Source organism: Methylophaga sp., from assembly GCF_965655755.1.
Taxonomy (GTDB): domain Bacteria; phylum Pseudomonadota; class Gammaproteobacteria; order Nitrosococcales; family Methylophagaceae; genus Methylophaga.
The window spans coordinates 1-7056 of the sequence record NZ_CBFHHW010000041.1; the positions used below are offsets into that span (position 1 = coordinate 1).

General features: G+C 46.7%; 7 protein-coding genes and 1 pseudogene. 3 read left to right on the forward strand and 5 right to left on the reverse strand.

The annotated features are described in order from the left end of the window. Window positions 1-457: pseudogene (locus tag ACTF5U_RS11270) on the reverse strand (hypothetical protein); the annotation flags it as partial. Between the two features lie 54 nt (window positions 458-511). On the opposite strand from ACTF5U_RS11270, the gene ACTF5U_RS11275 reads away from it, so the two are divergent. The 3 genes from ACTF5U_RS11275 to ACTF5U_RS11285 are packed head-to-tail and all read left to right on the forward strand — an operon-like array spanning window position 512 to window position 3081. Next, on the forward strand, window positions 512-1078 hold the full coding sequence (locus ACTF5U_RS11275) for a D-sedoheptulose-7-phosphate isomerase (RefSeq protein ID WP_438971731.1): 567 nt from the start codon (window positions 512-514) through the stop codon (window positions 1076-1078). Beyond that, window positions 1075-2268, forward strand: a complete 1194-nt coding sequence (locus tag ACTF5U_RS11280; RefSeq protein WP_438971732.1) for an FAD-dependent oxidoreductase — start codon at window positions 1075-1077, stop codon at window positions 2266-2268. The genes ACTF5U_RS11275 and ACTF5U_RS11280 overlap by 4 nt, the downstream gene beginning before the upstream one ends. Continuing rightward, window positions 2269-3081 carry an aldo/keto reductase gene (locus ACTF5U_RS11285; RefSeq protein ID WP_438971733.1) on the forward strand — a complete coding sequence of 271 codons (813 nt, stop codon included), beginning with the start codon at window positions 2269-2271 and terminating at the stop codon, window positions 3079-3081. It abuts the gene before it with no gap. Here ACTF5U_RS11285 and hldE read toward each other — a convergent pair. The 4 genes from hldE to ACTF5U_RS11305 are packed head-to-tail and all read right to left on the reverse strand — an operon-like array spanning window position 3078 to window position 6921. After that, window positions 3078-4523, reverse strand: coding sequence for a bifunctional D-glycero-beta-D-manno-heptose-7-phosphate kinase/D-glycero-beta-D-manno-heptose 1-phosphate adenylyltransferase HldE (gene hldE, locus ACTF5U_RS11290; RefSeq protein WP_438971734.1), 1446 nt, complete (start codon window positions 4521-4523; stop codon window positions 3078-3080). The genes ACTF5U_RS11285 and hldE overlap by 4 nt on opposite strands. Before the next feature lie 40 nt (window positions 4524-4563). Beyond that, entirely contained in the window at window positions 4564-5601 is a 1038-nt protein-coding gene (gene waaC / locus ACTF5U_RS11295) for a lipopolysaccharide heptosyltransferase I (RefSeq protein ID WP_438971735.1), read from the reverse strand. A gap of 8 nt (window positions 5602-5609) precedes the next feature. Next, window positions 5610-6557: a homoserine kinase gene (locus ACTF5U_RS11300; protein ID WP_438971736.1), complete on the reverse strand. Its 948-nt coding sequence runs from the start codon at window positions 6555-6557 to the stop codon at window positions 5610-5612. 28 nt (window positions 6558-6585) lie between these two features. Beyond that, window positions 6586-6921 (reverse strand): DUF2782 domain-containing protein, encoded by a 336-nt coding sequence (locus tag ACTF5U_RS11305; RefSeq protein WP_438971737.1) that lies wholly within the window; start codon window positions 6919-6921, stop codon window positions 6586-6588. Window positions 6922-7056: the final 135 nt, after the last annotated feature.

Sequence of the window (7056 nt, forward strand, 5' to 3'; positions counted from 1 at the left end):
AGCGAGGCAATAATCGTTTAAGACCACGATAGCGATTAGCCGTAAAGCAAGGGTCTGCTGCAAAATAGACATCCAAGCCTTCAAGCTTGGTAAATCCAACCACGTAATCAAACAGCCCTTGTCGTTTGAGAGTGAGTACGTGGTTCGATAAGGCCTGAATACGACCATGATTAGTAGGCTGGTTCTTTTCTAACTCAAAAAGTTTCCAGTCCGACGGCTTATTGCCGTGCCACCCAAGCGTGATTATAGAAATTTGATGCCCTCGCTTTGCAATGGCATCAACAACGGCATAAAAATCACGTTGTGCCCCACCAAAGGGAAAGTACTCTGTGATGGCAAAAGCAAAATGCATGAAATCAAATATCCTGAACTTTAAAAGTGGTATAGGCACTAACATCTTAGCCAACATTAAACTAGAATAGACCCATTCTGATTTAAGGTGCTGTTGGCGCAACAAGGCTGGTACTTAACCACCCGCAATAGTACCACCTAGCTGAAACAGAGGTAAGCCGTGTCATTCACATCAACACTAAAGCGTCATCAATCAATGATCGAAAGCCTGTTTGCACTCGAGCCACAGGTGGTTGCACTTAGTGAGCGGATCAAGCAGTGTCTGGAAAACGGCAACAAAGTTTTTTTCTTCGGTAATGGTGGCAGTGCATCAGATGCCCAGCATTTAGCCGCCGAATTTGTGGTGCGATATCACAAAGAACGTCGTGCTTATGCCGCTATCGCATTAACCACCGATACTTCTATCCTCACCGCCCACGGTAATGATTACAGCTTTGATACGATTTTTGACCGTCAGATTGAAGCTTTATCAAAACCCGGAGATATTGCGATTGGTCTATCTACATCAGGCAATAGCGGCAACGTGATTAATGGCATTAAAACCGCACAAAAATACGGCGTCTGGACCTGTGCGTTCACCGGTGAAGATGGCGGTCAATTGAATGCAATTGCTGATGACTGTATTCGTGTGCCCAGCAAAGAAACTGCGCGTGTTCAGGAAGGCCATATTCTCATTGGACATTGGCTGTGTGAAGCCTTAGACGAAGACAGTCCCGCTATTTCATGAGTCTTAAACGCATCACAACCGACGTTGCCATAATCGGTGCAGGTGTAGCGGGTCTGTGGGTACATAACCGCTTGAACCAAGCTGGTTACCACGCTTTACTTATTGAGAATGGTAAAATTGGTCAGGGTCAGACTCTGAGTTCTCAGGGCATTATCCATGGTGGCAGTAAATACGCCCTGAATGGCATTTTATCCAAGGCTTCACAAGTCATTAGCAGCATGCCTTCACGCTGGAAAAGTTGTCTTGAAGGCACCGGTGAAATCGATCTTACTGGCGTAGATAAACTCGCCGAACACCAATTACTCTGGTCCAAAGAACGTTTATCTTCAAAGATGGTGTCTTTTTTTGCCAGTAAAGCGTTAAGCGGACGCATGCAGCCTGTTGCAACGGAAAACCGACCTGAATTATTTAAAGACAACGGTTTCAAAGGCGCTTTATATCAGCTCGACGAACCAGTACTGGACATTCCCAGCCTGTTGAATGAGTTGGTTAAACCGTATCAGGACAGAATGCTGTCAGTTTCGACCCAATCAATGTACCGCTGGCAGAAGGATGGCGATCAGGTTCATTCATTACTCATTGATGATGAGCTGGAAATTCAGGCGCAGCATTATGTTCTCACTGCCGGCGAAGGAAATCAGGCGCTGCTTGATAGCCTGAGAATCCGTAAACCGTCAATGCAGCGCCGTCCATTACAGATGCTGCTCTGCAAAAGTAAAGACGCTGACAAACCTTTGCCTGCCATTTACGCACATAGTTTAGGGTCCGGCTCAAAACCTATCGCCACTATCTCAAGCCACAAAAATAGAGCCGGTGAAGTTGTCTGGTATCTAGGCGGCAATATTGCAGAAGAAGGTGTCAGCAAGGATAAAATGGTATTAATCAACGAAGCTAAGGCCTTGCTTAAAACGATTATGCCCTGGCGGGAATTACCCGAACTTGAATGGGCCACACATCCGGTAAATCGGGCTGAACCGAAACAATCCAGTCTGAGCCGACCGGATACCGCCTCTGTCAACAGCAAAGGTAATGTGCACATTTGCTGGCCAACCAAGCTCGCTCTGGCGCCTGATTTATCCGATAAAGTGATTCATCAGCTGGAAAAAGCAAAACTGTCCCAAGGCTCACACGAAAATCCGGACTTTGCTCATCCTGAAATTGCCGAAACATTGTGGGACCGCGCTTTTTAGATGGCTTATCTGAAACAACGAAATACTATCTCCAACACCGGTGTCTCTGTCTCGCCACTGGGACTGGGTACGGTAAAACTGGGTCGGGATAAGGCGGTTAAATATCCGGAAGGTTTTAAAATTCCGGATGATAGACAAGCAGCCGATTTGCTAGACCTGGCCTGGGATCTTGGCATAAATCTGATCGATACGGCACCGGCCTATGGACAGAGCGAGCAACGGCTAGGTCCATTACTCAAAAAACAGGCACATGATTGGATCGTTGCCAGCAAAGCCGGTGAGTATTTTGATTCAGCAACTGGTGAGTCGTGTTATGACTTTAGACCGGAATCTATCATCAGCAGTGTTGAAAACAGCCTGAAGCTTTTGCAACGCGATGTACTGGATATTGTTCTTATTCACTCTGACGGCAATGATCTTGAAATCATAGAGCAGTATGGTGCTCTGGAAACATTAGCTGATTTGAAACAGCGAGGTCTTGTCAGAGCCAGCGGCATGTCAACCAAGACTGTTGAGGGCGGTTTAGAGGCTTTAAAACGCTCTGATATGGCTATGATCATGCATAACCTTGAATATCAGGATGAACTGGCCGTATTGAAGCAGGCTGAACAAGATAATAAAGGCATTTTCATCAAAAAAGCGCTGGGAAGTGGCCACCTGGCAGCTAATTCGTCCACCACGGATAAAGTTCAGGCCAACTTTGATTTTATTTTTGCTGAGCCCGCAATCAGCAGCGTGATTGTCGGTACCATTAACCCCGAGCACTTACAGGATAATGTAGCGAAAGCAGCAAAAGCCTTAAAGCGGATTTAACGTCCCTGATGGATTTTGTTAACGATAGCCGTGGTTGAACAGTTTTCTACCAACCCCATCACTTTGACTTCACCACCGTAAGACTCAACAATTTCCCAGCCAACAACGCCCTTTTTGTCATAATCGCCACCTTTGACAAGAATGTCAGGCTGAATAAACCGCAATAAATCTTCCGGTGTATCACCCTGAAAACAGGTCACCCAATCGACATCGGCTAAGCCTGCTAAAACCGTTAAACGTCTTTCAGCAGTATTGATTGGTCGACCTTCACCTTTAAGTTTGGTCACGGATTCATCGGTGTTAATGGCAACAACAAGACGATCACCCAATGCTCTTGCCTGCTGTAAATAACTCACGTGACCGGCGTGCAGAATATCAAAACAGCCGTTAGTGAAAACCACCTTTTCACCGCGTTGTTTGGCTTGTTCTACCGCTATTTTCAGTTGATCCATCGTTACCGCACCACAGATACTGTGATCCGTATTATTCAAGCCCTGATGGCGCTCGTATTCTGCTTTCAGCTCGGGTTCACTAACGGTGGATGTACCCAGTTTGCTGACAACAATACTCGCGGCGACATTGGCTAAGGTGACGGCAAACTCTATATCTTGCCCCGCAGCGAGAGCAGAGGCCAAAGTCGAGATAACAGTGTCCCCCGCGCCCGTTACATCCGCCACTTCTTTTGCGATAGCCGGTAAATGAAACTCAGGCTTGTCGGCACGAATCAATGTCATACCATGTTCACTTCGCGTGATCAGAATCGCCTTGATATCAAGCTGTTTGATCAACGTCTGTGCTTTTGAAATCAAATCACTTTCTGACTCGATCTTGCCGGCAACAGCTTCGAACTCCGTCATGTTAGGTGTTATCAGGTCAGCACCACGGTATTTGCTGAAATCATTGCCTTTGGGGTCAACCAGCACCTGAATATTTTTCTTTTTAGCGAGTTCAATCCAGAACTGCGGCTCGCTCAGTGTGCCTTTGTTGTAATCCGACAAAATCATGACCTGTGCATCAGTCATGACCTGCTCGGCTAGTGTCTTCATCTCAACAGCTACTTCCGGTTTAAAGCGTTCTTCAAAGTCGAGTCGGAGCAACTGTTGGTGACTACTGACTACCCGGGATTTGATGATTGTGCCTGCATTTTGACTCTGGTGAAACAGGCAGTTAACCCCTACAGAGTGCAAGCGTTCTTTCAGCACATTGGCCGCTTCATCTAAACCGCTAATCCCTGTGATATTGCATGTCGCGCCAAGCGAAGCAATATTCATTGCCACATTACCCGCACCACCGGGCACGTCTTCTAAACGCTCAACATTAACGATGGGAACAGGCGCTTCCGGGGAGATGCGGTTAGCTTTACCGAAATAAAAGCGATCCAGCATCAAGTCGCCGATAACTGCCACACGGGCTTGGTAGAATTCAGGAAAATCGTGTTTCATAATGGGCGTAATGAGCCTAGTCTGAACAAAAACAATGGCGTTATTGTGCTTGTAAAACGCTTTCCAGTCTATGCCAGACCTGATCGACTTCCATATCAGACATACATACGGGATGTCCCTCTACGGATTCTGGAAGTGGACACCGACGTTTATAACACGGTGAGCACGTCATACCAGTGATTAAATGTTGTTGATTATCGCCAAAGGTGCCTATCAGATGCGTATCGGTTGAACCATAAATCGTTATGGTTGGTTTACCCAGCATTGCCGCCATATGCGCAAGTCCGGTATCACTGCATAAGGCCGCATCCGCCCCTTGCATCAGGGCAACAATATTATCCAGCGGTAAACGCGGCAAAGCATGTGCTTTATCGCTAACCGAGGCGATCTGCTTTGCACGCTGGTATTCCTCATCACTACCACTCGGTAATAGCAAACCATAGCCTTTCTCAGCCGCTTTCAGAACCAACGCTTGCCAGTGTTTGACTGGCCAGAGCTTTGTCAGCCAACTGGCATTATGTACGAGCATTAAATAACGCTGCGGGAGGGTGAAGTCCCTATTTGGCAACTGGCAATGGTCTAAGCTAACCCCATAGTCAGCAGGCGTCGCAGGAACACCATAGTCCAAAGCTGATGCCAGAATCTGACGCATACGTTCAACCGCATGTTGATCTGGATTTACATTAATCCGATGTTTATATGCCAGATGCGCCGGTTTCTCCCGGCAACTGTACTTATCTAGACCGTAGACTGGCCCCTTTCTGAGCAGACTGACAAAGGCACTTTTCAGGTTATTCTGCATATCCACGACCACATCGTAATCGTCGGCATTCAAGCCTTTATAAAATGTGCCAATCTCACCACCAGCAAAACTTTTAATCCAGCCTTGTCGCCAACTTCGGTGCGAGGTAGTGATGACGTTTCTGACGCGAGGATGCCATTTAGGAACAGCCGAAAAGGCCTTATCTACCACCCAGTCAAACTCAATATCGGGAAACACCGATGCAGCATCCGTCAGCGCGGGCAAGGCGTGCATCAAATCACCCATTGATGTCAGTTTAATGATTAAAACGCGCATTGACGGTTTCAGTTAAACTCAAGCGTTAAAGGATGTTCACGATGAAACTGAAGGATCTTAAGAAACGCATCAGGATTTTTAATTTGGGTCAATTCGCCTTCCCGAGGGAAAACCTGATCCTGTAACCGTGATAGCCAGAACCGTAAAGCCGCAGCCCGTAATACCAGATTCCAGTTGTTTTTCTCCGCATCAGTGAGTGCACGCTTTTTAAAATACTGTGCCATCAGCGTCTGATAATGCGTTTGATCCGGCAGGCCATTTTCACCTACACACCAGTCATTCACCGCAACAGCCAAATCATAAAGCAGGTATTCATCACTGGCGTAATAGAAATCGATAATACCTTTGAGCACATCACCATCAAACAGAGCGTTGTCACGGAACAAATCAGAATGCGTCACACCCCAGGGCAAATCCAATTGGGCATACGTTGATTGAAAAGCCAATTCATCGCGCAACATCTCAGCTAAATCGTCATCGAGATGCGTCAGTAATGCTTCTGCAGTCTGTTGGCGCCACTCCGGTCCTCGCTCTGTTGCCCGACGTTCAGTGAAGTCTTTACCGGCAAGATGCATCTCACCTAGAATATTACCGATTTCAGCGCACTGGCCCAATGTCGCCACCGTGTTGACGCCACGACCAGACAACCGCACCACCAATGCGGCCGGTTTATCCGCTAATTGTTTCAGGTAACGCCCTTCGTTATCTGCCGCTGGATGCGCAGAGGGAATGCCATGCTGGTAAAAAAACGTCATGACATCGAGGAAATAGCTTAGCTCATCAAAATCATGATGCTCAAATACGGTTAGGACAAACTCGCCTTCCGTTGTACTGACAAAATAATTGGTGTTTTCGATGCCGTCACTGATGCCTTCATAGGACACCAAATCACCGACCGCATACTCACCTAAAAACGCGACTAATTCGTCGCGCCCGACTTCAGTGTAAACCGACATGAAAACTGCTCAGATTAAAGGATATTAGCTACCATTCTAGTAGGATCCAGTTAGGAACGAGCAAACCAGAATCGAGTTCAAACTGTCTCGACTCCAGCGAGCCATCACCATCTGTATCCATCAGGTAATAGGGTTTGCCGAACGAAGGAACCACTTTAATCATATAAAGCTGACCGCCGATACGGTATTCCTCAATGGTACGGTCTTCTTTTTGAATGATATTGACTTCAGGCTCTATACTTTCACCGCTTTGCATGGGCTCTGGAATAACAGGCGGTTTTTCCATGACCGATTCTTCATCTGCCCAAACATTGGCTGTCATTAAGACTGCAACTGCGCATACAATAGCGATTTTATTAAACATAGTAATGCTCCGTGTCATTTCGCAGTAAAGATAGCATTTCCACTGCCTGGAGAAAAGCAAACTGTTCTCAATTAAACGGTAATCGATAACGCTTATGAGTCAATCCGCCCCTTTTGTATTAGTAGACGGTTCTTC